Origin of the sequence: Actinomadura rugatobispora (genome assembly GCF_042656285.1) — a bacterium.
Taxonomy (GTDB): Bacteria; Actinomycetota; Actinomycetes; order Streptosporangiales; family Streptosporangiaceae; genus Spirillospora; species Spirillospora rugatobispora.
Genome location: NZ_JBHSON010000012.1, coordinates 75,340 through 99,449, shown reverse-complemented (window position 1 = coordinate 99,449; position 24,110 = coordinate 75,340). Strand labels below are relative to the sequence as shown.

Sequence of the window (24,110 nt, the reverse complement as noted above, 5' to 3'; positions counted from 1 at the left end):
GGCGAAGGGAACAGCGGATGAACAAGACCGAACTCATCGAGGCCGTGGCGGAGCGGGCGGGCAGCGAGCGCGCCGTGGCGCGCCGCCACGTGGAGGCGGTGTTCGACGCCATCGTCGACAGCGTCACGGCCGGTGAGCGCGTGCTGGTGACCGGCTTCGGCACCTTCGACCGCGCCGCCCGCCCCGCCCGGACGGCCCGCAATCCGCGCACCGGGCAGACGGTCGAGGTGGCGGCGGGCGAGGTGCCGAGGTTCCGGTTCGGGCAGACGTTCCGTAACCGGGTGGCCCAGGGCGCCGACGGCGCGTCCGGCGGGACGGCCGCCGCCGCGGCACCCGCCCCGGCTCCGGCGCGGGCCACGACCGCGGCGCCCGCCCAGGAGGAGGCCGCCGCGTCCGCCGAGGTCCAGGCCGCCAAGCCGCCGAAGAAGGACAAGAAGGCGAAGAAGGCCAAGCAGGCCGCCGCGGACGGCGGGAAGGCCCGCAAGGAGACCAAGACCGTCAAGAACGCCAAGGCCGGGAAGACCGGGAAGGACGGCAAGAAGGGCGGCTCGGGGAAGAAGGCCGCCAAGGCTCGCTGACGTTACCGCCGCCCCCTCCGCCTCGCGCGTGCCGCACGCGCGGGGCTTCTCGCATGCCCGCTTCGCTTGCCATTTCTGTGATCCAGCCCACCCATTCCGGCCTTCAGGTCTTGACCTCGGACACTCACGGGCGTAAACAAAGGAGAACCAACTCAAAACCTGGAGGAAACAACATGCCGGGTGCGGAGCGGGGAACGGCCCGCGGATGATCGTCACGGTGACCCTCAACCCGAGCCTGGACCGGACGATCGAGGTGGACGTCCTGACCCGGGGCGAGATGATCCGGGCGCGCTCGGCGCGGCTGGACCCGGGCGGCAAGGGCGTCAACGTCTCCCGCGCCCTGCTCGCGGGCGGGGAGGTCGCCTCCACCGCCGTGGTCACGGTCGGCGGCTCCGAGGGCGAGCAGCTGCGGCGGCTGCTGGCGGCCGAGGGGCTGGCCGTGCGCGCGGTGCCGGTGGCCGGGCGCACCCGCTCCAACGTGACCATCGCCGAGCCGGGCGGGGTGGTCACCAAGCTGAACGAGCCCGGCGCCCCGCTGTCCGGCGACGAGCTGGCCGAGGTGGCCGGGGCCGTCGCCGCCGAGTCCGCCGCGGCGAGCTGGGTGGCGGGCTGCGGCAGCCTGCCGCCGGGCGTGCCCGACGGCATCTACGCCGAGCTGTGCCGCCGGGTCTCCGCGGCCGGCATCCGGGTCGCGATCGACTCCAGCGGGCCCGCGCTGCTCGCCGCCCTCCCCGCCCGTCCCGACCTGGTCAAGCCCAACCGGGAGGAGCTGGCCGAGGCGGTCGGGCGCCCCGTCGGCCGGCTCGCCGACGTCGTCGAGGCCGCCCGCGAGCTGCGCGCCCGGGGCGCCCGCGGGGTGCTGGTGAGCCTGGGCTCCGACGGCGCGGTCCTGGTCGACGACGACGGCGTCATCGCCGGCGACGCCCCCGTCGCCCACCCGCGCAGCACGGTCGGCGCGGGCGACGCCCTGCTCGCCGGGTTCCTGGCCGCCGGGGCGCGCGGCCCGCGCGCGCTCGCCGAGGCGCTGGCCTGGGGCGCCGCCGCGGTGCGGCTGCCCGCCAGCCGGATGCCGCGGCGCTCCGACATCCGCCACGACATCGTCCGCATCCACTCCCGGCCCGACCTCGACCAGCCCCTCGTGAGCTGACCCGCGACACCTTTCCCTCCACCCCCACCCCCCCGGACCATCAGGAGGCCGTCATGGCCACTGCGTACACCCCGCAACCGACCGGCGACGGAGTCAGGGCCCGCGTCCAGCGCCTGGGCGGCCATCTGGCGGGCATGGTGATGCCCAACATCGGCGCGTTCATCGCCTGGGGTCTGATCACCGCGCTGTTCATCCCCACCGGCTGGCTGCCCAACAAGGATCTGGGCGAGCTGGTCGACCCGATGATCAAGATCCTGCTGCCGCTGCTCATCGGCTACACCGGCGGCCGGATGGTGCACGGCCAGCGCGGCGCGGTGGTCGGCGCCGTGGCCACCATGGGACTGGTGGTGGGCGCCGACGTGCCGATGTTCCTGGGCGCCATGATCATCGGCCCGCTGGCCGCGTACCTGATGAAGCTGTTCGACGGGCTGATCGAGGACCGCGTGCGGACCGGCTTCGAGATGCTGGTGGACAACTTCTCCGCGGGCATCCTGGCCGCCGCGATGGCGATCGCGGGGAACGTGGCGATCGGCCCGGTCGTGCGCACCTTCACCGAGGCCGCCGGGGACGCGGTCGGCTGGCTGGTCGACCACGACGTGCTGCCGCTGACCTCGGTGCTGATCGAGCCGGCCAAGGTGCTGTTCCTCAACAACGCGGTCAACCACGGCGTGCTCGGGCCGCTGGGCGTCCAGCAGGCGGCCGAGACCGGCAAGTCGGTGCTGTTCATGCTGGAGTCCAACCCCGGCCCCGGGCTCGGCGTGCTGCTGGCCTACATGTTCTTCGGGCCGCGCCGGCTGCGCCCCAGCACCCCCGCCGCCGCGATCATCCACTTCTTCGGCGGGATCCACGAGATCTACTTCCCGTACATCCTGATGAAGCCGCGGATGATCCTGGCCGCCATCGCCGGGGGCGCCACCGGCATCGCCATCTTCCTGGCCGCCGGAACCGGACTGGTCGCCACGCCCTCCCCCGGCAGCATCTTCGCCTACCTCGCCCAGACGCCGCGGGGCGTGGGCAACTGGGTCGGCGTCTACGGCGGGCTGCTGGCCTCGGCCGCCGTCTCGTTCGCGGTGGGCGCGGCGCTGCTGGGCTTCGGCAAGCTCGCCGAGGACCGGCCCTCCGGCGAGCAGGACTCCGGGGACGAGGCGGCCCCCGAAGGGAAGGACTCCGGGGACGAGGCGGCCGCGGCCACGGAAACGGGCACGAACGAAGACACCGGAACGGACACGGGCACCGCCCAGCAACCGGCCGCGCGCTAGCCGCGGCGGCCCCGACCACCCGACCCCCAGCGGAGGACCAGCATGGGAACCACCATCGAAGGCAAGGACATCCGCAAGCTCGTCATCGCCTGCGACGCCGGCATGGGCAGCAGCGTGATGCTGGCCGGGCAGCTGCGCAAGGCGCTGAAGAAGCAGCCGGTCGCGGTCGAGCACACCCCCGTCGACTCCATCCCGTCGGACGCCGACGTGGTCGTCTGCCACTCCGGGCTCGCCGAGCGGGCCCGGCGCGGCGCGCCCGGCGGCGCGGTGGTCGTCCCGTTCGAGATCTTCATCGGCGACCCCGCCGTCGACCGGGTCGTCAAGGCCATCAAGGACGGCGGTGCGCTCAGTGTCTAGCGCCGCGGGGTCCAGCGGCGCGGGGTCTGGCGGCGCGGGCGCGGCCGGGCTGCTCGATCCGGCCGCGATCCGCCTGGACGCCCGCGCCGAGGACCGCGACGACGCGGTACGGCAGTGCGGCCGGCTGCTGGTGGAGATCGGCGCGGTGGAGGAGGCGTACGTCGCCAGCATGCTCGACCGCGAGCGGTCGATCTCCACCTACCTCGCCGAGGGCGTGGCCATCCCGCACGGCACGGCCGCGGGCAAGGACGCCGTGCGCCGGGACGCGCTCGCGGTCGTGCGCTTCCCCGAGGGCGCGGACTGGAACGGCCACACCGTCACGCTGGCCATCGCGATCGCCGCGCGCGGCGACGGCCACATCGGCATCCTCGCCGAGCTCGCCCAGATCCTGATGGACCCCGGGCGCGCCCGCGCGCTGCGCGGGGCCACCGCGGCCGAGGAGATCGTCCGGCTGCTCCGTCCCGCCGACCAGGAAACCGACCCAGACCACGACCACGACGAGGAACAGGAGCCGGCACAGTGAAGGTCGCCCGCTTCCACGCCCCCGGGGACATCCGCCTGGAGGACGCCCCCGAGCCCGAGCCCGGCCCCGGAGAACTGAAGATCCGCGTCCGCAACTGCTCCACCTGCGGCACGGACGTCAAGATCTCCAGGTTCGGCCACCACCACATCGTCCCGCCCCGGGTGATGGGGCACGAGATCGCCGGCGAGGTGGTGGCCGCCGGGACCGGGACCGAGGGCTGGGCGCCCGGCGACCGGCTCCAGGTGATCGCCGCGATCCCCTGCGGGACCTGCGCGGAGTGCTCGCGCGGGCGGCGGACCGTCTGCTCCCGGCAGGAGTCGATGGGCTACCACTACGACGGCGGCTTCGCCGAGTTCATGATCGTCCCCGCCAAGGTCCTGGCCGTGGACGGGGTCAACCGGATCCCCGAGGGCGTCTCGTTCGCCGAGGCGTCGGTGGCCGAGCCGCTGGCCTGCGTGCTGAACGGGCAGGAGCTGGCGCGGGTCGGCGAGGGCGACGACGTGGTGGTGTTCGGCTCCGGCCCGATCGGCTGCCTGCACGTGCGGGTGGCGCGGGCGCGCGGCGCGGGCCGGGTGTTCCTGGTCGAGCTGAACCCCGACCGGCTGCACCGGGCCGCCGAGCTGGTCAAGCCGGACGCGGCGATCCTGGCGGACGGCACCGACCCGGTCGAGGCGGTCCGGGACCTCACCGGGGGCCGCGGCGCGGACGTGATCATCACGGCGGCGGCCGCGCACGCGCCGCAGACCCAGGCGCAGTGGATGGCCGCGCCGGGCGGCCGGATCAGCTTCTTCGGCGGGCTGCCCAAGGACGACCCGGTCATCTCCTGCGACTCCAACCAGGTGCACTACCGGGAGCTGACCATCGTGGGCGCCAACGGCTCCAGCCCGGCGCACAACGCCCGCGCGCTGGGGCTGATCGGCTCGGGCGAGGTGCCCGTGCACGATCTCGTCACGCACCGCGTCCCGCTGGCGCGCGTGCACGACGCCCTGGACCTCGTCGCGCGCGGCGAGGCGATCAAGGTCACCGTCGAGCCCTAGGGCGCGTCCCGGGGTCGGCACGAGCGGGGAGCGCATCCCCGGAAGGCAGGGAGAACGTGCCCGAACGCATCGTCGTCGTGGGGTCGGCGCAGGGGCTGCACGCCCGGCCCGCCAGGATCTTCGTCCAGGAGGCCGCGCGGCAGCCCGTGCCGGTCCTGATCAGCGCGGGCGGCAAGGCCCCGGTGCCCGCGGCCAGCATCCTGGCGGTGCTGGCGCTGGGCGCCGGGCACGGCGCCGAGGTGACGCTGAGCGCCGAGGGCGAGCACGCCGAGCGGGCGCTGGACGAGCTGGCCGAGCTGGTCGCCCGCGATCTGGACGCCGAGGAGCCCGGCGGGGCCGGGGCCGGGTGAGTCCCCGGGCTGCCGCCGCCGCATGACGGCTGTACGACAATGGTGTCCCCGTCACCACGTCCAGGGCAGGTGAGCCGACGACCATGTACGCCGAGGAACGGCAGCAGGCGATCCTCGCCCGGGCCCGCGCCGACGGCCGCGTCGACGTGGTCGCGCTGTCGGAGCTGTTCGCGGTGACCACGGAGACGATCCGGCGCGATCTGACCGTCCTGGAGCGGGCGGGGACGCTGCGCCGGGTGCACGGCGGCGCGATCCCGGTGGAGCGGCTGGGGTTCGAGCCGGCGCTGGCCGCGCGGGACGCCGTGCTCACCGAGGAGAAGGAGCGGATCGCCAAGGCGGCGCTGGCCGAGCTGCCCGACGAGGGCTCGGTGATCATCGACGCGGGGACCACCACCGCCCGGCTGGTGCAGCTGCTGCCCGCCGACCGCGAGCTGACCGTGATCGTGAACTCGCCGCCGCACGCCACCGCGCTGGCCGCCCGCGCCAACCTGACGGTGATCATGCTGGGCGGCCGGGTGCGGGCGCGCACCCTGGCCACGGTGGACGACTGGGTGCTGCGCCCGCTGGCCGACCTGTGGGTGGACGTGGCGTTCATGGCCACCAACGGCTGCTCGGCGGCGCACGGGCTGACCACCTCCGACCAGGCGGAGGCGGCGGTCAAGCGGGCGATGATCGCCTCGTCCCGGCGGCGGGTGCTGCTCACCGACCGCACCAAGATCGGCAACGACAACCTGGTGCGGTTCGCGGCGCTGTCGGAGATCGACGTGCTGATCACCGACACCGGGCTGGACACCGAGGTCGCCGCCGAGCTGGCCGCCGAAGGCCCCGAGGTCATCCGCGCCTGACCGGCCCGTCCGCCGGGGCGGCGTGGAGGCGCCCGGACAACCGACTGTACGGTTGGACAGGATCTGTGGCGATGTGAGGCGGAGGCACCCGGATGAGCCACCGTACGGACCCGGAGACGGGCGGGGAGAAGGGCGCGGGCTCCCCACCGGAGATCGTGCGGCTGTTCGACCTCGAGGCGCTGGACGGCGACGCCTTCCAGATCACCGCGACCGGAGGGATCGGGCGGGAGCGGCTGTTCGGCGGCCAGGTCGCGGCGCAGAGCCTGCGCGCCGCCTGCCTGACCGTCGGCGCCGGCCGGCTCCCCCACTCCCTGCACGCCTACTTCATCAGGCCGGGCACGCCCGGCGAGCCGCTGCGGCTGGACGTCGCGCGCACCCGGGACGGCCGGGCGTTCTCCACCCGCCACGTCACGGCCGCCCAGGGCGGCAAGCCCATCTTCGAGATGATCGCCTCGTTCCACGACCCGGAGCCGGGCTTCGACTGGCAGGCCGGACCGCGGCCGGACGCGCCGCCGCCCGGCCGCCTGGAGCCGCCGGAGTTCCCGGCGTTCATCCGGCATCCGCCCGGGTTCGAGTTCCGGGTGGTGAAGCCGCCCCGCCCGAACGGGTTCCCGATCCCGCACCCGTTCTGGATCCGGTGCCGGGAGCCGCTCGGCGACGACCTGACGCTGCACGCCTGCCTGATCACCTACCTGTCGGACATGGCCGTGGTCAGCAGTTCGCGGGCGCCGGGCTCGCCGCGCGAGCTGGCGGCGGCGGTCAGCCTGGACCACGCGCTCTGGTTCCACCGGCCCGCCCGGGTCGACGAGTGGCTGCTGTTCTCGGCCGACCCGGCGAGCAACTTCGGCGCGCGCGCCCTGGCCCGCGGCACGCTGCACACCGAGGACGGGGTGCTGGTCGCCTCGCTCGCGCAGGAGGCCCTACTGCGCCCTGCCGGCGGCTCCTGACCCGGGCGCGGTGCCGTCCACGAGCGGGAGGCGCAGCGCGGCGGGCGCGTGCGCGGGCACCGCCGGGTCGCGCGGCGCGACCCACTCCAGCCGCCGGTAGGCGGCGCCCGGCTCCGGCCGCGGGTCCGGCTCGCCCCGGTTCGGCCAGAACGCCATCGCCCGCTCGGCCTGCGCCGTGATCGTCAGGGACGGGTTGACGCCGAGGTTGGCCGTGATCGCCGAGCCGTCCACCACGTGCAGCCCGGGGTGCCCGAACACGCGGTGGTAGGGGTCGATGACGCCGGTCTCGGGCGAGTCCCCGATGACGCAGCCGCCGATGAAGTGCGCGGTGGTCGGGATGTTGAACAGGTCGAACCAGGTGCCGCCCGGGGTCGCGTCCAGCTCCTCGGCGAGCATCCGGGTGGCGTCGTGGCCGATCGGGATCCAGGTGGGGTTGGGCTCGCCCGTCCCCTGCCGCGCCGACAGCAGCCGGCGGCCCAGCAGGCCGCGCCTGGCCCGGACGGTGATGGAGTTGTCGTGGGTCTGCATGACCAGCGCGATGATGGTCCGCTTCGCCCAGTCCCGCAGCGACAGGCCGCGCAGGATGATCGTGGGGTGCCGGACGCTCTGCCCGGCGAACTTCGCCCAGCGCGGCAGGCGCCCGCCGCCGTCGACGAGCAGCGTGCGGATGGCGCCCATCGCGTTGCCGTTGAGCCCGTACCGGGTCGGCTCGATGTGGGTGTTCTCGTCCGGGTGGAAGGAGGAGGTGATGGCCAGCCCGGTGCTGTGGTCGACGTCCTTCTCGCGGTGCCACACGGTCATCCGCTCGACGCCGAGCAGGGCCTCGGAGTTGGTGCGGGTCAGCTCGCCCAGGCGCGGCGACAGGCGGGGCAGCCGTCCCTTGCCGCGCATCTCGTGCAGCAGGGACTGGGTGCCGTACGTGCCGGCGGCGAACACGACCTGCTCGGCGGTGATCGTGCGGCGGCGGAGCGGGAGGGCCCCGGTCCGCACGACCTCGATCTGGTAGCCGCCGCCGTCCCTGGGGGCGACGGCCCGGACCGTGGTGTCGGGCAGCACGGTGACGCCCTTGCGCTCGGCCAGGTAGAGGTAGTTCTTGGTGAGGGTGTTCTTGGCGTTGGCGCGGCAGCCGACCATGCAGGAGCCGCACGCGACGCAGGCGTTGCGGCTGGGCCCGGCGCCGCCGAAGTACGGGTCGTCGGCCTCCGCGCCCGGCTCGGTGCCCGGCTCGCCGAAGAACACCCCGACCGGCGTCACGTGCCAGGTGTCGCCGACGCCCATGCGCTCGGCGACGCGGCGCATCGCCTCGTCGGCGGGGGTGATCAGCGGGTTGGGCGTGACGCCGAGCATCCGCTGCGCCTGCTCGTAGAACGGCGCGAGCTCGTCCTGCCAGTCGGTGATGTGGCCCCACTGGCGGTCGGTGAAGAAGGGGCGCGGCGGCACGTACAGCGTGTTGGCGTACACCAGCGAGCCCCCGCCGACGCCCGCGCCCGCCAGGACCAGCACCTTGGCCTTGCCGCGGACGAGGTGGAACCGCTGGATGCCGCGCATGCCCAGCCGGGGCATCCACACGTACTTGCGCAGCCGCCAGTTGGTCTTGGGCAGGGAGCCCTCGTCGAAGCGGCGGCCGGCCTCCAGCACCGCCACCCGGTAGCCCTTCTCGGCCAGCCGCAGCGCGGCGACGCTGCCGCCGAAGCCGGACCCGACCACGACCACGTCGTAGTCGAAGCCCTCGCCGCCGTCGGTTCCCGCCATGAGCCGGTCGCCTCCTCCGTCGCCGCGCGCCGTCGCCCGGCCGAATCTGAACGACCGACTATCGACCCGCGGCGGCGGCAGCGCAATGTGCGCGCGGCATCACTTCGCGCGAGGGTTTGTCATCGCGCTGACAAGATCGTGCCCGGCGCGCACGGCGTCGCCGACCGACTCGCGGAGCAGGTCGCGGGCCGCCGCGGCGCCGCCGGCGAGCCGCTCGATCTCCTCGCGCGCCAGGTCGTCGCGGACGGTCGCGGCCAGCAGCTCGCGGTAGCGCTCGTTCTGCTCGGGCAGCCGCCGCACGACCTGCCACTCGTGGTACGCGTCGTCGAGGCCGCGCGCCTGCGCCGCGTAGGTCTCCAGGGCCTCGACGCGCTCGACGACCGAGGCGACCGACAGCTCCAGGGCGCGGTCCTGCGGCTCCAGCAGCGCCCGCACCCGCGGCGAGAGCCGCTCGGGACGCTGCGCGCGGCGCTCGCGGCGCAGCCGGGTGTGCTCGGCCAGCGCGACCGCGATCGCCCATTCCTGCCGGGGCAGCACGACGGTGTTGTCGACGTCGTCCAGCAGCCCGGCGCGGTGCGCCGCCGAGCCGAGCACCGCGTCGCAGGCCCGCTGCGCGCGTACCAGCAGCCGGGCCGCGGGCCGGTCGAGGTCGCCGGGCAGCAGGTAGCGGCCGTGGTACCGGCGGGCGGCCCGGGCGGCGGCCGGCTCGCGCAGGTGCCGCAGGATCCCGGCCGTCCAGCCGGTGAAGCTCACCGCGGCCAGCAGCACCGCCGCCTCGCCCTGCCCGGACAGGATCAGCAGGGCGTGGACGAGCGGCACGACCAGCATCGCCAGCAGGGCGGCGCGGCCCCACCCGAAGACCACGTCGACCAGGTCGTCCCCGTCCATCGCGGCCAGGAAGAACATGCGGATCCACCCGCCCGGCAGCACCCCGTAGAAGAGGGCGGCCGCCGGGACCCACAGGGCGCGCGCGGCGATCGTGCCCCGGCCGGTCCGGGGGCGCGGCGGGGCGGGCAGGCGGGCGGCGACCAGCCGTTCGGGGGCGGCGTCCAGGAGCGCGCGGTCCTCGGCGGGGATCTCGGGGTCGAGGACGGGCCGGGGGCGTCCGTCATCCGTCATGGCACTCCCACCGCTCGGGAACGAACCTGACCATCACCCCGTGCCTATCACGCGGAAAAGGGGCGCTCCAGATCCTCCACGAGATCTTCACAACTCGGCGGCGCCGGCCGCGCCGAGGGCCCTGCGCAGCGCCGCGGCGAGGTCACCTGGGCGGGGACGGGGCAGGATCGCGCCCAGGTGCGCATCGGGACGCACCAGCCACGCCTCCCCGGCCCTGACGCCCAGGCCGCGCGCCACGGCGCCGCCGGGATCGGCCACGACGTGCACCGGAGCCCCCGAGACGGCGCGGGCCTCGGCCACGAGGTCCTCGCCGTCACCGAGGCCGGGGGCGAGCAGCAGCGCGAACCCGTCCCTGAGCAGCCGGCGCAGCCTGGTGGCGCCGCCGGGGTCCCCGAGCGGCAGGTCCGGGACGATCACCCCGGGCGCGGGCGGCTGCACGGCGCCCTTCGGCGGCCGTCCCGCCGGCGGCGGCCGGGTCGGCTCGGGCGTGGTGAGCGGCGAGCCGCCGTACCAGAACGGCTCGGCGAACCGGCCCGAGTCCACGCCCCCGATCGCCGCCGGATCGGCCGCCGCCCGCTCCAGCGCCGCGATCCGGCGCGCCCGCGCCTCCTCCCCCTGCGGCACGAGGAAGCGCATCGTGGCGGCCGTGACGTCGAGGTTCTCCAGCGCCGCCGCGTGCCGCTCCAGGTGGTAGGTCTCCAGCAGCTCCGGCGGCGCCCAGCCGCGCAGCACGAACGCGATCTTCCAGGCGGCGTTCTCCGCGTCCGGCACCCCCGAGTTGAGGCCCCGCGCGCCGAACGGCGCGAACACGTGCGCGCAGTCGCCCGCCAGCAGCACCCGGCCCACCCGCATCCGGTCGGCCACCCGGGACTGGAAGCGGTACACCGAGCGCCAGAGCATCCGGTACGGCCGGTCCCCGATGATCTGCCGGACCCGCCGGTCGAGGCCGCCGCCCGCCTCCTCCTCGTCCAGCGAGAACCCGGGCGGCACCTGCCAGTCGATCCGGTACCGGGACCCCGGGCACGGATGGATGAGCACCTGGCGGCCCGGATTCCACGGCGGGTCGAAGTAGAAGCGCCGCTCGTGCTCCCAGCCGGGCAGATCCGCCTCCAGGTCGACGATCAGGAACCGGTCGTCGAAGCCCTCCCCCGGGAACCCGACGCCGAGCAGTTCGCGCACGCCCGGGGACCGCCCGCCCGAGCACGCCACCACGTAAGGCGCCCGCACCGCTTCCCCGTCCCCGCAGTGCACGGTCACCCCGCCGGCGTCCTGCTCCAGCCCGGTCACCTCGCAGCCCCACCGCACCTCGATCAGATCGGCGTGCTCGGCGACACAGGCGTCCAGGATCTCCTCGGTGCGGGACTGGGAGATGTTCACGCACGGCGGCAGCGTTCCCGGTTCCGCGAACCGCCACGAGAACAGCTCCCGGTCGCGGAAGTAGGTCCGCGCCGTCGTCCAGGCCAGCCCCTCCTCGGCCACAGCCTCCGCGCCCGCGTGGCACCAGATGTCCAGCACGTCGCCCTGCTGGCAGATCGACCGCGACCCCGCCGCCGCACGCCCCGGATGCCGCTCCAGCACCAGCACCCGCACCCCCCACCGAGCCAGCAGCAGGGCGGCCGTCAACCCGACAGGCCCCGCCCCGATCACGAGAACCCGGTCGCTCATCTCGTCAGTCCTGGAGTTCGGCCCAGGTCTCGCGGTCGCGTTCGGGGGTCCAGACGCGGGGGCGTTCGATGCCCTCCAGTTCGTCCCAGAGGCGGGAGACGTCGAACGGGAGGCAGTGCTCGAAGATCGGCCAGCCGCCGTAGGCGGGGGCGAGGGCGCCGTGCACGGCGGCGAAGGCGTCCTTGAGCGTGCCGCCGCGGTCGCGGACCTCGCCCACCTCGGCGATCATCACCTCGAGGAAGTCGCGGGTCTGCGCGATCGCGGCGCGCACCGCCTCGCGGCCGTGCGCGACCGCGCCGCGGCCGCCGATCAGAGTACGGGCGCCGAACGACTCCACGTGGTCGAGGGTGCCGGCGGCCCACTCGCGGTGGAAGGCGTCGCCGGTGTAGAGAGCGGCCTGGGTCTCCACCAGGTCGCCGGCGAACAGGATGTGCCGCCGCGGCAGCCACGCCACGATGTCGCCCTCGGTGTGGCCGCGCCCGCAGTAGGCCAGGTCGAGGTCGCCGCGGTCGCCGCCCAGGTCGATGGTGAGGGTGCTGGAGAACGTCACCGTCGGCCAGGTGAGCCCGGGGATGCCCTCGGGCTCCTTGAACAGGCGGGGCATCCGGCCGTACTCCGACTCCCAGTCCTGCCGGCCGCGCTCGGCGATCAGGGCGCGGGTGCGGTCGTGGGCGATGATCACGGGGGCGCCGAACGCGCTCGCGCCCAGCGTGCGGACCGCATGGTAGTGCGACAGCACGAGGTAGCGGATCGGCTTGTCGGTGTGCCGCCGCAGCTTCACCAGCCAGTCGCGGGCGGCGGCGGGGGTGGCGAGGGCCTCGAAGCAGACCAGGAAGTCCTCGCCCTCGACGGCGCCCACGTTGGGGTCGCCCTCGGCGGTGAGGGCGTACACCCCGTCGTCGAGCACCTCGAGGGTCTGCTCCTTGTCGGCCAGGTCTGCGGACGACGCGAACGGTCTGGGCATCGTTGCCCCCTTCACGGGATCGCCGGCGGTGCGGGGTTTCATTCCACCGCGCGGCGCCCGGCAATCCCGGGTGAGAAAGATCTTGCGCGGGGAATGGTCTGCAGCGTGGACGTCGCGCTGGGTCTGCTCGCCGTCGTACTGCTGACCGCTGCGACGGGCTGGTTCGTCGCGCAGGAGTTCGCGTTCGTCACCGCCGACCGGTCCGAGCTGGAGCGGCGGGCCCGGGAGGGCGACCGGAACGCCGCCCGCGCCGTGCGGGTGATGGGGCGGGTGTCGTTCATGCTGTCGGGCGCCCAGCTGGGCATCACGGTGACCGCGCTGATCGTCGGGTTCATCGCCAAGCCGGCGCTGGCCGACCTGTTCGCGCCGGGGCTGGCGGCGGCCGGGGTGCCGGCCGCGGCGGTCGGCGGGATCGCGGTGGCCGCCGGGTTCGCGCTGGCGACCGTCGTGCAGATGGTGCTGGGCGAGCTGCTCCCCAAGAACCTGGCGCTGGCCAGGGCGGAGCCGCTGGCGCGGGCGCTGGCGCGCTCCACGCTGGTGTACCTGGCGATCGCCTCCCCGGTGATCCGGCTGTTCGACGCCGCCGCGGGCCGGCTGCTGCGGGCCGTGGGGATCGAACCGGTGGAGGAGCTGCACCACGGCGCGACGCTGGAGGAGCTCGGCCACATCATCGGGGAGTCCGGGGAGGAGCTCCAGGAGGGGCAGGACCTGCTGGAGCGGGCGCTGGCGTTCCCCGAGCGGACGGCCGAGGAGGTCATGGTGCCCCGGGTGGACGTGGTGACCGTCCCGGCGGCGGCGACGGCCGACGGGCTCACCGACATCATCACGGCGCACGGCCACACCCGCTACCCGGTGGTCGGGGACAGCGTGGACGATCTGGTCGGGCTGGTGGGGCTGGAGGAGCTGGTGCGGCTGGACCTCGAGGAGGCGGCGCGCACCCGGGTGGGCGACGTGTGCCGTCCCGCGCCGCTGCTGCCCGCGACGCTGCCGCTGCCGGAGGTGGTGGCGCGGCTGCGCGACGGGGAGGGCGCGATCGCCTGCGTGGTCGACGAGTACGGCGGGTTCGCGGGCCTGGTCACCTGGGAGGACGTGGCGGAGGAGCTGGTCGGGGAGATCGCCGACGAGAACGAGGTGGGCGAGGACCTGGCGGTGCGCCGCGGCGACTGGTGGACGACCGACGCCGGGCTGCGGGTGGACGAGGTCGCGCACGAGACCGGGATCGCGCTGCCCGCGGGCGGCGACTACGAGACGGTCGCCGGGCTGCTGCACAAGCGGCTGGGCCGGATCGCCGAGCCGGGCGACGTGGTGACGGTGGACCTGGCGCCGCGGCGGCTGGCCGAGCCGCGGCGGCGCGCGGTGGTGGAGGTGCTGTCGGTGCGCCGGCACGTGCCGGAGCTGGTGCGGCTGCGGGTCGAGGACGTGCCCGCGGGACGGGGCGGGTGATCGGGCCGTGGACCTCTCCACCGGGGTGCCGCTGACCGTGGGGCTGCTGGCCGCCAACGGGTTCTTCGTGGCGGCGGAGTTCGCGCTGGTGGCGGCCAAGCGGCCGCGGCTGGAGCGGGCGGCGGCGCGGGGCAGCCGGACGGCGGCGGCCGCGGTGGCGGGGATCGGCGAGCTGTCGCTGATGCTGGCGGGGGCGCAGCTGGGCATCACGATGTGCTCGCTGGGGCTGGGCCTGGTGTCCGAGCCGCTGATCGCCGAATCGCTCGCCCCGCTGTTCCACGCGGCGGGGCTGCCGCACGGGGCGGCGCACGCGGTGGCGTTCGTGCTGGCGCTGGGGCTGGTGACGTTCCTGCACATGGTGGTCGGGGAGATGGCGCCCAAGTCGTGGGCGATCATCCGGCCGGAGCGGTCGGCGATGATCCTGGCGCCGCCGTTCCGGGCGTACGCCGCCGTGGTGCGGCCGGTGCTGGCGGCGCTGAACGCGGTCACCAACCTGCTGCTGCGGCTGGTGGGGGTGCCGCCGCGCGACACGGTGAGCGTGTCGCGCACGCCCGAGCAGCTGCGCAGCCTGGCGGTGGAGTCGCGCCGGCTGGGGCTGATCGAGGAGACCGATCTGCATCTGCTGACGGCCGCGCTGGACGCGCCGCGCACGCCGCTGTCGGGCCTGGTGATCCCGCTGTCGGAGGTGGTGTCGGTGCCGCCGTCGGCGACCGCGGCGGAGATCGTGGAGACGGCGGCGCGGACCGGGCGGCTGCGGCTGATGCTGCGCGGCGCGGCGGAGGGCGGGCCGCCGCGGATGGTGCATGTGCGGGACGCCTACCTGGCGCGGGCGCGGGGGCGCCGGGCGACGGCGGGCGGGCTGGCGCACCCGGTGCCGGCGCTGGCGGCGGCGACGCCGGTCGCGGAGGCGGTCACGACGCTGCGCGCCCATCACAGCCATCTGGGCCTGGTGCGGGAGGCCGACGGCCGGATCGCCGGCCTGATCAACCTGGACGATCTCCTCTCCACCCTTGTCAACGTCGGTTGACAAGGATCGAGTGTCAACCTACATTGACACCATGGACGACGGAGTGAGGCTCGCCCAGGAGGCGGGCAGCCGGGACCCGGCCGTCGGGCTGCGGGCCGTGCGGGCGCTGCGCGAGCTGGCCGACCGGCTGGAGGCGCTGCAGGTCGCGGGGGCGCGCGAGCAGGGCTGGTCCTGGCAGGAGATCGCGGTCTGCCTCGGCGTGAGCCGGCAGGCCGTCCACAAGAAGCACGGCGGAGGCCGCCGTGTCCTCAAGAAGGAAAGGTGACACGGGGATGTTCGAGCGCTTCACCAAGGAGGCCCGCGCCGCGGTGACGGGGGCGCAGCAGGAGTGCCGCGCCACCTCCGGCCGCAGGATCGGCACCGAGCACCTGCTGCTGGCGCTGCTGCAGGGCGACGGCCCGGCCGCCCGCGCCCTGCGCGACCACGGGCAGGAGCCCGGCGCCCTCCGCGCCGCCGTCGTCCGCAGGGCCGGGGCCGGCGACATCGACGCCGAAGCGCTGCGCACCCTGGGCATCGACCTGGACGCGGTGCGCCAGGCCGCCGAGAGCAACTTCGGCGAGGGCGCGCTGGACGCCCCCGCCGGCCGCTTCCGCAAGGGGCACATCCCGTTCGCCCCCGAGACCAAGAAGGCGCTGGAGCTGGCCCTGCGGCACGCGATCCGGCTCAAGCACGGCCACATCGGCGGCGGCCACCTCCTGCTGGGCCTCCTGCACGACAACGAAACCGAGGCGGTGCGCCTCCTGGCCGCCCAGGACGTGCACGTCGCCGCCCTCCGCGCCGACGTCACCCGGCTCATCACGGCCGACGCCGCCTGACCCGCCCCGGCCCGGCTTCACCCGCGGCGCCGGGCCGCGCGGCCGCACCCCGAACCCGACCCCGCCGTAGTTGCGCCGCTCCATCCGATCACGGCGGCCACCGGTCCCCGCAGGGATCTTCGACAGGCTCCTCAAACGTTACGTGATGCTAGAGTCACGGATTGTGAAAATAGCGGTACAGGTGAAGCTGCTGCCGACGCCCGAGCAGGCGGCTGTGCTGAGCCACACCCTGCGGGCCTGCAACCAGGCCGCCGGCCAAGCGGCACAGATCGCGTTCGAACGGGGTGCGTTCTCTCGAGCCGGGTTGCAGAAGCTGTTGTACTGCCAGATGAAGGCACGGGGCCTGTCGGCCCAGCCCGCCCTGCATGTGATCCGCAAGACCGCCGACGCCTACACCACCCTGCACGCCCAGATCCGCGCCGGGCTCCTGGGCGAACGGGGCTCACCACGGCGGACCGAGGCCACCTCCAAGCCGATCGGTTTCCGGCCGGATGCCGCACAGCCGTTCGACGATCGGTGCCTGTCTTGGCAGCTTGACACCCGCACCGTGAGCATCTGGACGATCCGCGGCCGGATGAAGAACCTGTCCTTCACCGGTGAGCCGTCCCAGCTGAAGACCCTGGCCGAGCATCGCCGGGGCGAGTCGGACCTGGTGTGCCGGGACGGGAAATGGTTTCTGATGGCGACCTGCGAGGTGCCCGAGGCCGAACCGTACGAGCCCGCCGATTGGATCGGGGTGGACCGCGGCATCGCGAACCTGGTTACAACCAGCGACGGGCACAACCACCAGGGCCGGAGCCTGGAACGCTACCGGCGCCGGATGGCGCGGGTGCGGGCCGAACTACAGGCCAAGGGCACCAAGTCCGCCAAGCGCAAACTCAAGAAGCGGGCGCGCCGGGAGGCCCGGCACGCCGCCCATGCGAACCACACGATCGCCAAGACGGTGGTGGCCGATGCCCAACGCACCGGACGCGGGATCGCCCTCGAAGACCTCAAGGGCATCCGCGACCGGGTACGGCTCAGGCGGCACCAGCGGGCCACCCTCGCGTCCTGGCCATTCCACCAACTCGGCACCTTCATCGGCTACAAAGCCCGGCGTGCCGGGGTGCCGGTGATCGAGGTGGACCCTGCCCACACCTCCCAGGGGTGCCCGCGCTGCTGGCACGTCACCAGAAGGAACCGTCCCACCCGGGACGTCTTTTACTGTATGGTCTGCGGGCTCGCTGGCCCGGCCGACCACATCGCCGCCGTGAACGTCCGAAGACGCGCACGAACGGCGTGGGTGTTCGTCAACCCGCCCCATGCAGCCGTGTCACCGCCCCATCGTCAGAGGCAGTCACGAGCCGCAAGCCCATCCCTTTTCAGGGGCGGGCAGTTGACTCCGGGCAAAGTCTTCGGCGACCCCGCGTCCTGACCGCATGGCCCCCGCCGGCGCGGGTAGGGCGGGCTGCACCGATCCCCGCAACCGACGGAGGCAGTCATGCGCGTCGTGGTCGTCGGCGCCACCGGCAACGTGGGCACCAGCACCGTGCAGGCGCTGGCCGCCGACCCGGCGGTCACCTCGATCCTGGGGCTCGCCCGGCGCCGCCCCGGACTCAAGGTCGACAAGACCCGGTGGGCCGTGGCCGACGTGAACACCACCGACCTGGTCCCGCACTTCCGGGGCGCGGACGCCGTCGTCCACCTGGCCTGGCTGTTCCAGCCCACCCACGCGCCCCTGGTCACCTGGCGGGCCAACGTGCTCGGCAGCGCGCGGGTGTTCATGGCCGTGGCCGAGGCGGGGGTGCCGGCCCTGGTGTACGCGTCGTCGGTGGGCGCGTACTCCCCCGGCCCCAAGGACCGCGGCGTGGACGAGACCTGGCCCACGCACGGCTGGCCGGCCGCCGCCTACAGCCGCGAGAAGTCCTATGTGGAGCGGCTCCTCGACGGGTTCCAGGCCGAGCATCCCGAGTGCCGCGTGGTGCGGATGCGGCCGGGGTTCATCTTCAAGCGGGAGTCGGCCGCCGAGCAGCGCCGCCTGTTCGCGGGACCGTTCCTGCCCGGCCCGCTGGTGCGGCCGGGGCTGATCCCGATCGTGCCGGACCTCCCCGGGCTGCGCTTCCAGGCGCTGCACACCGCCGACGCGGGCGACGCCTACCGGCTGGCGGTCGTCCAGGACGTGCGGGGGCCGTTCAACCTGGCGGCCGAGCCGGTGATCGGCACCGGCGAACTGGCCGAGCTGCTGAAGGCCCGGAAGGTGCCGGTGCCGGCCCGGGGCGCCCGCGCGGCGCTGCGCGCGGCCTGGACGATGGGCATGGTGCCCGCCTCGCCCGACCTGCTCGACCTGGCCCTGCACGTCCCGATCATGGACACCGCGCGGGCCCGGGCGGAGCTGGGCTGGTCGCCCGCGCACACGGGCATGGAGGCGCTGCGCGACTTCCTGGCGGGGCTGCGCACGGACGCGGGCATGGACACCCCGCCGCTGGCACCGGGGACGGGCGGCCCGATGCGGCTGCGCGAGCTGATGACCGGCGTGGGCCGCCGCCCCTGACGCCGCCCCGGGAACAGGGTCCCGTCACCGCGGTTGACCTCGACCACGCTTGAGGTCGCACACTCGTGGTGAGGAGGTGCCCGACATGTCCATCCAGCTCGATCACATCATCGTCCCCGCCCGGGACAAGAAGGTCTCGGCCGAGTTCCTCGCCCACGTCCTGGGCCTGGAGGTCGGCCCCAGGACCGGCCCGTTCCTGCCGGTGAAGACGGGCAACGGGGTGACGCTCGACTTCATGGACTCCGACGACTTCCGCTGGCAGCACTGCGCCTTCCTGATCCCCGACGAGGAGTTCGACGGCGTCTTCGCGCGGATCAAGGAGTCCGGCGCCCGCTACTACGCCCACCCGGACGGCAGCGGCCCCGGCCAGATCAACACCCGCGACGGCGGGCGCGGCGTCTACTTCGACGACCCGTCCGGGCACGCCATGGAGGTCCTGACCGTCCCGTACGGCGGCTGGTCCTGACCCCGGGGGCGGGTTCCTGGACGCGGCGAGCGCCCTGTTCGCCGAGCGGTTCGACGTCTCGCGCGCCACCGTCCACCGCCATGTCAAAACCGGGTTGTGAGACTCTGGATCACGTGGACGGCGACGAGGTCTGGTGGCGCGCCGACGAACTGGAGGCCGGCGGCGATCGCGAGGGCGCCCGCGCGCTGTACCTGGAGGCCATGGCCGGGGGCGTGACGGGCGCCGGGGTCGAGTACGGCGTCGCCCTGCTGCGCTGGGGCGAGGACGCCGCCGAGGCGGAGCGGCTGTTCCGCGCGTCCATCGCCGCCGGCGAGGACTGGAACGGCGACGAGCGGCTGGGCGAGCTGCTGCGCGACACCGGGCGGGCCGAGGAGGCCGTGGAGATGCTGGGTGCCCGCCTGGGCGAGGGGCACCTCCACCTGGCGAGGCTGATGGCGAACATCCTGGCCGGGGACCCGCTGCGGCACGCGGAGGCCGAGCAGTGGTACCGCGTCGCGCTCGACGACGAGGACCCCTACGCCGCCAACGATCTGGGCGCCTTCCTCAGCGAGCGGCCGGGGCGGGAGGAGGAGGCCCGCGTGCTGCTGCTCCGGGCGTACCTGGCCGGCGACGACCTGGCGGCGGGCAACCTGGGCTCGATGGCCTCCGATGACGGCGACACGGCCGAGGCGATCCGGTGGCTGCGCATCGCCGTGGAGGAGGGCCGGGACGCCAAGCTGCTGCAGCTGTCCAAGCTGGAGGACGAGGCCGGCGACGCGGCGAGCGCCGCCCGGCGCATCCGCCGCGCCATCGGGCTCGGCCTCGCCGGCGCGCACACCGCCTACGCCCGGCACCTGCAGCGCAACGGCGAGGAACCGGTGGTGATCGAGGCCGCCCACCAGATCGCGGTGGAGGCGGCGGACGAGGACGCCGACTACTGGTACGCGGCGTGGCTGGAGGTCCGCGACCGCCTGGAGGAGGCGCTGCGCCACTACGGCCTGGCGGCCGAGGGCGGCGACCGCGACGCCTACCTGCGGCTGGCCTACGTCCTGCACGATCTGGACCGGGACGAGGAGGCCGAGGTCCGCCTGCGCGAGGGGACCGAGCTGGGCGACCCGCACTGCGCCGTCGCCCACGCCCATCTGCTCCTGGACCAGGACCGCGCCGGCGAGGTGCCCGCCGTCCTCGAGCGCGCCACCGCGCTGGGCGCCGACCTTGAGGAGATCGAGGGGCTGCGCGGCCTCCTTCCACCGCGCTGATCCGTCCGCCCGCCCGGCCCTTGGTCTACCGTGCTGTAGATCGTCGGCGACGAGGGGGAGGTTCCATGTCCTATCCGGAGGCCCGGTACCTGGGCGAGGGCGGCGAGGTCAGCGGCGTGCTGCGGCGGGCCGCCGCCGGGCCCGACCTGACGACCGCGCGGGCCGGGGCGCCGCCCGGGACCGGAACCCGGACCAGCTACCTGGGCACGGGCGGCTCCACCGGCGGGGCGTTCGGCCTCTACCAGTGGGACATGGGCCCGGAGCCGTCCGGGCCCGCCGCGCACTTCCACCGGACGATCACCGAGTCGTTCTACGTCCTGTCCGGGACCGTCCGGCTCTACAACGGCCAGGACTGGGTGGACGCGACGCAGGGCGACTTCCTGTTCGTGCCCGAGGGCGGCGTCCACGCCTTCCGCAACGAGTCGGGCGAGCCGGCGTCGATGCTCATCCTCTTCACGCCGGGCGCGCCGCGCGAGGCCTACTTCGAGGCGTTGGCCGAGATCGCGACCAGCGGCCGGCAGCTGTCGAAGGAGGAGTGGACCGAGCTGTACCGGCGCCACGACCAGTACATGGTCTGATAAGCAGCGGCCGAGCGCGGTCAGTCGAGGGGCGTGACGCCGAACCGGCGCAGCCGCAGGGCCGGGTTCTTCGTCCGGACCTCGGCGACGCGGTCCGGGGAGACCTCCCCGGCCGCGATGCCGGTGCCCTCCCCCAGCGACGCCACGACCACGCCCATCGGGTCGATGATCATGCTGTTGCCGGCGCCGTTGGGCGCGCACTGGTCGGCGGCGACGACGTAGATGGTGTTCTCGATGGCGCGGGCCCGGACGAGGGTGCGCCAGTGGTCCTCCTTGAGCGGCCCCGGCACCCACTGGGCGGGCAGGGCCAGCGCGTCGGCGCCCGCGTCCACCAGCAGCCGGGCCATCTCCGGGAAGCGCGCGTCGTAGCAGGTCTGCATGCCGAAGGTGACGCCCTCGACCTCGAAGGTCTGCGGCGGCTCGATCGGGCCGCGGCGCACCAGGTCGGACTCCTTGTAGCCGAACGCGTCGTACAGGTGGATCTTGCTGTAGCGGGCGACCGGCTCGCCGGACGGGGCGAGGGCGACGAGGGTGTTGGAGATGCGGCCCGGCTCGTCCACCGCCTCGTTCACGCCGGCGACGACGTGCACGCCGTGCCGGGCGGCCAGGTCGGCGAGGCCGCCGACGAACGGCCCGTCCAGCGGCTCGGCGGACTCGACGAACCGCTCGTCCATCTTCGGCGCGGCGAACATCGCGTACTCGGGCAGCACCACCAGCCGGGCGCCGCGCCCGGCGGCGTCGGCCACGAGCTTGGCCGCGTCCGCCAGGTTCCGCTCCTTGTCCTGCCCTGCCGCGAACTGCGCTACGGCGACCTGGACCATCTCGTTCTCCTCGTTCCGTGCGTTGTTTCCAGGTACGACCTGCCCCGAGACGCCGCCGGGAAGCGTGCCGCGATCATCGGCTCCGCGGGGGGTGGTCAGCCGCCCAGCCGGTCGACGGAGATGACCTTGACGACGGCCTCGCCCGCCTCGTCCGAGCCGACCAGGTCGACCTCGGCCGTGATCCCCCAGTCGCGGTCGCCCGCGGGGTCGTCGAAGACCTGCCGGACCCGCCACAGGCCGTCGTCGGGGACCTCCTCGATCTGCAGCAGCCGGGGCCCGCGGGCGTCCGGGCCGGTGCCGAGCTCGTCGTGGTCCTCCCAGTAGCCCGCCATCGCGTCCTCCCAGCCGTCCGCGCCGAGGCCCGGGTCCAGCTCGCCGAGCTCGGAGTACCGCTCCAGCGCGGCCAGCTCCACCCGGCGGAACAGCGCGTTGCGCACCAGCACCCGGAACGCGCGGGCGTTGGCGGTGACCCGGGTGACCCGCTCCTCGATCGCCTGCTCCAGCTCGCCCTCGTCGCGCGGGTTGGCCAGCTGCTCCCACTCGTCCAGCAGGCTGGAGTCGACCTGCCGGACCAGCTCGCCCAGCCACTCGATCAGGTCGATCAGATCATCGGTCTTGATCGACTCGGGCACCGTCTGCTGGAGCGCCTTGAAGGCCCCCGACAGGTAGCGCAGCACCAGGCCCTCGCCGCGCGCCAGCTCGTAGAAGGCGATGTACTCGGTGAACGTCATCGCCCGCTCGAACATGTCGCGCACCACCGACTTGGGCCGCAGCGGATGGTCGCCCACCCACGGATGGCCCGAACGGTAGATCTCGTACGCCGCCTCCAGCTCCTCCTGCAGCGGCTTGGGGTAGTCGACGTCCTGGAGCAGCTCCATCCGCTCCTCGTACTCGATGCCCTCGGCCTTCATCTCCTGGACGGCCTCGCCGCGCGCCCTGTTGAGCTGGGCGGCCAGGATCTGCCGCGGGTCGTCCAGCGTCGCCTCGATCACCGACAGCACGTCCAGCGCGTACGACGGCGAGGCCGGGTCGAGCACCTCGAAGGCGGCCAGCGCGAACGTCGACAGCGGCTGGTTGAGCGCGAAGTCCTCCTGCAGGTCGACGGTGATGCGGGCGTACCGGCCCTGCTCGTCGGGCTCGTCCAGGCTCTCCACCACGCCCCCGGCCAGCAGCGAGCGGTAGATCGCGATCGCCCGGGAGATGTGCCGCCGCCGCGCCGCCGGGTCCTCGTGGTTGTCGGTGAGCAGCCGCTTCATCGCCTGGAACGCGTTCCCGGGGCGGGCGATCACCGACAGCAGCATCGCGTGGCTGACCTCGAACCGGGAGCGCAGCATCTCCGGCTCGGCGTCCTGGAGCTTGGCGAAGGTGTCCTCGTCCCAGCCGACGAAGCCCTCCGGGGGCTTCTTGCGCTGCACCTTGCGGCGCTTCTTGGGGTCGTCGCCGGCCTTGGCCAGGGCCTTCTCGTTCTCCACCACGTGCTCGGGGGCCTGCGCGACCACGAACCCGACGGTGTCGAACCCGGCCCGGCCCGCGCGCCCGGCGATCTGGTGGAACTCGCGGGCCCGCAGCCGCCGCACCCGGTGCCCGTCGTACTTGCTCAGCGCGGTGAACACCACCGTCCGGATCGGGACGTTCACCCCGACCCCGAGGGTGTCGGTGCCGCAGATGACCTTGAGCAGCCCGGCCTGGGCGAGCCGCTCCACCAGCCGCCGGTACTTGGGCAGCATCCCGGCGTGGTGGACGCCGATGCCGTGCCGGACGAACCGCGACAGGTTGCGCCCGAACCGGGTGGTGAAGCGGAAGTTGCCGATCAGCTCGGCGATCCTGGCCTTCTCCTCCTTGGTGCAGACGTTGATGCTCATCAGCGCCTGCGCCCGGTCTATCGCCGCGGCCTGGGTGAAGTGCACCAGGTAGATCGGGGCCTTGCGCTCGGCCAGCAGCTCCTCGACGGTCTCGTGCAGCGGCGTGACCCGGTAGTCGTAGATCAGCGGCACCGGACGCTCCGCCGAGGTGACCAGCGCCGTGGGCCGCCCGGTGCGCCGGGTGAGGTCCTTCTGGAAGAACGAGACGTCGCCCAGCGTCGCCGACATCAGCAGGAACTGGGTCTGCGGCAGTTCCAGCAGCGGGATCTGCCAGGCCCAGCCGCGCTCGGGCTCGGCGTAGAAGTGGAACTCGTCCATGACCACCAGGCCGATGTCGGCCTCGGCGCCGTCCCGCAGCGCGATGTTGGCCAGCACCTCCGCGGTGCAGCAGACGATCGGGGCGTCGGCGTTGACGCTGGCGTCGCCGGTCATCATCCCGACGTTCTCGCGGCCGAACATCTCGCCCAGGTCGAAGAACTTCTCCGACACCAGCGCCTTGATCGGCGCGGTGTAGAACCCGACCTGGTCGCGGCCCAGCCCGGCGAACAGCGCCCCCGCCGCCACCAGGCTCTTCCCGGAGCCGGTGGGGGTGGCCAGGATGACGTTCGCGCCCGACACGACCTCGATCAGCGCCTCCTCCTGCGCCGGGTACAGCGTGATGCCGCGCCCTGACACCCATCGCTCGAACGCCTCGTACAGCGAGTCGGCGTCGGCGTCGTTACCGGAGGGGAGCTGATCGATGAGGTTCACCCCTCCATCCTGCCTCTGATCGCCCACTGCCCGCGCC

At 74.1% G+C, this 24,110-nt stretch carries 24 protein-coding genes; 18 read left to right on the top strand and 6 right to left on the bottom strand.

Features of this window, described 5'->3' with window-relative positions; genetic code table 11:
• The first annotated feature begins 17 nt into the window (after positions 1 to 17).
• The 9 genes from ACFPZN_RS11110 (at position 18) to ACFPZN_RS11070 (ending at position 7,043) form a co-directional block, all read left to right on the top strand.
• Positions 18 to 578 (top strand): HU family DNA-binding protein, encoded by a 561-nt coding sequence (locus ACFPZN_RS11110; protein ID WP_378281774.1) that lies wholly within the window; start codon positions 18 to 20, stop codon positions 576 to 578.
• A gap of 205 nt (positions 579 to 783) precedes the next feature.
• Positions 784 to 1,725, top strand: a complete 942-nt coding sequence (gene pfkB / locus ACFPZN_RS11105) for a 1-phosphofructokinase (RefSeq protein ID WP_378281773.1) — start codon at positions 784 to 786, stop codon at positions 1,723 to 1,725.
• 53 nt (positions 1,726 to 1,778) lie between these two features.
• Positions 1,779 to 2,984, top strand: coding sequence for a mannitol-specific PTS transporter subunit IIC (mtlA, locus tag ACFPZN_RS11100; protein WP_378281772.1), 1,206 nt, complete (start codon positions 1,779 to 1,781; stop codon positions 2,982 to 2,984).
• Positions 2,985 to 3,026: 42 nt separating this feature from the next.
• A complete protein-coding gene (locus ACFPZN_RS11095; RefSeq protein WP_378281771.1) occupies positions 3,027 to 3,341 on the top strand; it encodes a PTS lactose transporter subunit IIB in 315 nt (104 codons plus the stop codon).
• On the top strand, positions 3,325 to 3,864 hold the full coding sequence (locus ACFPZN_RS11090; protein WP_378281770.1) for a PTS mannitol transporter subunit IIA: 540 nt from the start codon (positions 3,325 to 3,327) through the stop codon (positions 3,862 to 3,864). The genes ACFPZN_RS11095 and ACFPZN_RS11090 overlap by 17 nt, the downstream gene beginning before the upstream one ends.
• Entirely contained in the window at positions 3,861 to 4,901 is a 1,041-nt protein-coding gene (locus ACFPZN_RS11085; protein WP_378281769.1) for a zinc-dependent dehydrogenase, read from the top strand. Before ACFPZN_RS11090 ends, ACFPZN_RS11085 begins: the two co-directional genes overlap by 4 nt.
• Positions 4,902 to 4,957: 56 nt before the next feature.
• Positions 4,958 to 5,251, top strand: a complete 294-nt coding sequence (locus tag ACFPZN_RS11080) for an HPr family phosphocarrier protein (protein WP_378281768.1) — start codon at positions 4,958 to 4,960, stop codon at positions 5,249 to 5,251.
• An 83-nt stretch (positions 5,252 to 5,334) separates the two neighbouring features.
• Positions 5,335 to 6,096: a DeoR/GlpR family DNA-binding transcription regulator gene (locus ACFPZN_RS11075; protein ID WP_378281767.1), complete on the top strand. Its 762-nt coding sequence runs from the start codon at positions 5,335 to 5,337 to the stop codon at positions 6,094 to 6,096.
• Between the two features lie 92 nt (positions 6,097 to 6,188).
• Positions 6,189 to 7,043, top strand: a complete 855-nt coding sequence (locus ACFPZN_RS11070) for an acyl-CoA thioesterase (RefSeq protein ID WP_378281766.1) — start codon at positions 6,189 to 6,191, stop codon at positions 7,041 to 7,043.
• On the opposite strand, the gene ACFPZN_RS11065 is transcribed toward ACFPZN_RS11070, so the two are convergent.
• The 4 genes from ACFPZN_RS11065 to ACFPZN_RS11050 all read right to left on the bottom strand — a co-directional run bounded on the left by ACFPZN_RS11065 (position 7,017) and on the right by ACFPZN_RS11050 (position 12,543).
• Positions 7,017 to 8,795 carry an FAD-dependent oxidoreductase gene (locus ACFPZN_RS11065; protein ID WP_378281765.1) on the bottom strand — a complete coding sequence of 593 codons (1,779 nt, stop codon included), beginning with the start codon at positions 8,793 to 8,795 and terminating at the stop codon, positions 7,017 to 7,019. The two genes, ACFPZN_RS11070 and ACFPZN_RS11065, sit on opposite strands and share 27 nt — an antisense overlap.
• Before the next feature lie 99 nt (positions 8,796 to 8,894).
• The gene (locus tag ACFPZN_RS11060) at positions 8,895 to 9,914 is read right to left on the bottom strand and encodes a hypothetical protein (protein ID WP_378281764.1); all 1,020 of its coding nucleotides are present in this window, start codon (positions 9,912 to 9,914) and stop codon (positions 8,895 to 8,897) included.
• Positions 9,915 to 10,001: 87 nt separating this feature from the next.
• A complete protein-coding gene (locus tag ACFPZN_RS11055; RefSeq protein ID WP_378281763.1) occupies positions 10,002 to 11,579 on the bottom strand; it encodes an FAD-dependent oxidoreductase in 1,578 nt (525 codons plus the stop codon).
• Positions 11,580 to 11,583: 4 nt separating this feature from the next.
• Positions 11,584 to 12,543, bottom strand: a complete 960-nt coding sequence (locus ACFPZN_RS11050; RefSeq protein ID WP_378281762.1) for an MBL fold metallo-hydrolase — start codon at positions 12,541 to 12,543, stop codon at positions 11,584 to 11,586.
• A gap of 105 nt (positions 12,544 to 12,648) precedes the next feature.
• On the opposite strand from ACFPZN_RS11050, the gene ACFPZN_RS11045 reads away from it, so the two are divergent.
• The 9 genes from ACFPZN_RS11045 to ACFPZN_RS11005 all read left to right on the top strand — a co-directional run bounded on the left by ACFPZN_RS11045 (position 12,649) and on the right by ACFPZN_RS11005 (position 20,640).
• The gene (locus ACFPZN_RS11045) at positions 12,649 to 13,986 is read left to right on the top strand and encodes a hemolysin family protein (RefSeq protein WP_378281761.1); all 1,338 of its coding nucleotides are present in this window, start codon (positions 12,649 to 12,651) and stop codon (positions 13,984 to 13,986) included.
• Positions 13,987 to 13,993: 7 nt separating this feature from the next.
• Positions 13,994 to 15,013 carry a hemolysin family protein gene (locus ACFPZN_RS11040; protein WP_378281760.1) on the top strand — a complete coding sequence of 340 codons (1,020 nt, stop codon included), beginning with the start codon at positions 13,994 to 13,996 and terminating at the stop codon, positions 15,011 to 15,013.
• A 31-nt stretch (positions 15,014 to 15,044) separates the two neighbouring features.
• Positions 15,045 to 15,278 carry a helix-turn-helix domain-containing protein gene (locus tag ACFPZN_RS11035; RefSeq protein WP_378281759.1) on the top strand — a complete coding sequence of 78 codons (234 nt, stop codon included), beginning with the start codon at positions 15,045 to 15,047 and terminating at the stop codon, positions 15,276 to 15,278.
• Positions 15,279 to 15,285: 7 nt separating this feature from the next.
• Positions 15,286 to 15,828: a Clp protease N-terminal domain-containing protein gene (locus tag ACFPZN_RS11030; protein ID WP_378281758.1), complete on the top strand. Its 543-nt coding sequence runs from the start codon at positions 15,286 to 15,288 to the stop codon at positions 15,826 to 15,828.
• 181 nt (positions 15,829 to 16,009) lie between these two features.
• On the top strand, positions 16,010 to 17,242 hold the full coding sequence (locus ACFPZN_RS11025; RefSeq protein ID WP_378281757.1) for an RNA-guided endonuclease InsQ/TnpB family protein: 1,233 nt from the start codon (positions 16,010 to 16,012) through the stop codon (positions 17,240 to 17,242).
• 66 nt (positions 17,243 to 17,308) lie between these two features.
• Positions 17,309 to 18,358, top strand: a complete 1,050-nt coding sequence (locus tag ACFPZN_RS11020; protein WP_378281756.1) for an NAD-dependent epimerase/dehydratase family protein — start codon at positions 17,309 to 17,311, stop codon at positions 18,356 to 18,358.
• 85 nt (positions 18,359 to 18,443) lie between these two features.
• Positions 18,444 to 18,824: a VOC family protein gene (locus ACFPZN_RS11015; protein WP_378281755.1), complete on the top strand. Its 381-nt coding sequence runs from the start codon at positions 18,444 to 18,446 to the stop codon at positions 18,822 to 18,824.
• 113 nt (positions 18,825 to 18,937) lie between these two features.
• On the top strand, positions 18,938 to 20,062 hold the full coding sequence (locus ACFPZN_RS11010) for a tetratricopeptide repeat protein (RefSeq protein WP_378281754.1): 1,125 nt from the start codon (positions 18,938 to 18,940) through the stop codon (positions 20,060 to 20,062).
• Positions 20,063 to 20,127: 65 nt separating this feature from the next.
• Positions 20,128 to 20,640, top strand: coding sequence for a cupin domain-containing protein (locus tag ACFPZN_RS11005; protein ID WP_378281753.1), 513 nt, complete (start codon positions 20,128 to 20,130; stop codon positions 20,638 to 20,640).
• Between the two features lie 20 nt (positions 20,641 to 20,660).
• On the opposite strand, the gene ACFPZN_RS11000 is transcribed toward ACFPZN_RS11005, so the two are convergent.
• Together ACFPZN_RS11000 and ACFPZN_RS10995 are read right to left on the bottom strand one after the other, a co-directional pair.
• Positions 20,661 to 21,461, bottom strand: a complete 801-nt coding sequence (locus ACFPZN_RS11000; RefSeq protein ID WP_378281752.1) for a carbon-nitrogen hydrolase family protein — start codon at positions 21,459 to 21,461, stop codon at positions 20,661 to 20,663.
• Positions 21,462 to 21,556: 95 nt separating this feature from the next.
• Entirely contained in the window at positions 21,557 to 24,073 is a 2,517-nt protein-coding gene (locus ACFPZN_RS10995) for a DEAD/DEAH box helicase (RefSeq protein ID WP_378281751.1), read from the bottom strand.
• Between the last annotated feature and the right edge of the window lie 37 nt (positions 24,074 to 24,110).